At 73.3% G+C, this 878-nt stretch carries 1 protein-coding gene; it reads right to left on the bottom strand.

Features of this window, described 5'->3' with window-relative positions:
* A partial coding sequence (locus tag KUM32_RS36155; protein WP_254406636.1) for a RecQ family ATP-dependent DNA helicase occupies positions 1-863 on the bottom strand: 863 nt, incomplete at its 3' end.
* Between the last annotated feature and the right edge of the window lie 15 nt (positions 864-878).

Genomic DNA, 878 nt, shown 5'->3' with positions numbered 1-878 from the left:
AGCGCGAGGAGCTGCTTCTTCGGCTCGTTCTTCGGCGCGATGCGGTACTGGATGTTGGGCCGGTCGAAGCTGGCGACGAAGTGCCGGGCGTCCTTGAGGTTCAGCCGTACGGCGATCTCCTCGTGGGTGGCCTCGGTGGCCGTCGCGGTGAGCGCGATGCGCGGCACGGTGGGCCAGCGCTCGTGCAGGGCGGACAGGGCCAGGTAGTCGGGCCGGAAGTCGTGGCCCCACTGGGCGACGCAGTGCGCCTCGTCGATCGCGAACAGCGAGATCTGGCCACGGTCGAGCAGCCGCAGCGTGGACTCCGTGCGCAGCCGCTCGGGGGCCAGGTAGAGCAGGTCGATCTCGCCGGCGAGGAACGACGCCTCGACCACCTGCCGCTCCTCGAAGTCCTGCGTGGAGTTGAGGAAGCCGGCGCGCACGCCGAGCGCGCGCAGCGCGTCGACCTGGTCCTGCATGAGCGCGATCAGCGGCGAGATGACGACGCCGACGCCGCCGCGCACCAGCGCGGGGATCTGGTAGCACAGCGACTTGCCGCCACCGGTCGGCATCAGCACGAGCGCGTCGCCGCCGCCGACGACGTGCTCGATGATCTCCTCCTGCGGGCCACGGAAGGCGTCGTAACCGAAGACCCGGCGCAGCGTGCGGACGGCCGCCGACTCCTCCCCGCCGCCCCCCGCGCCCGCGGACCCGGCTGGGGTGCGATCCGTGTCCGCCTGCCCCGTGGCCGGCGCGGCGGCGGCACTCGCGGGGCCGCCGGGGCCACCGGACGGGCCGGCCGCCCCGGGGGCGTCGGTCGCGTCGAGTGCCTCGGACGCCGCGGAGACGTCGCCGAGGTCGTGATCGAGGGGAGGGGGAGTCATTCGGCAATTCTATGG

Source organism: Streptomyces sp. AC627_RSS907, from assembly GCF_019049165.1.
This window is presented reverse-complemented; position numbering and strand designations above follow the sequence as displayed.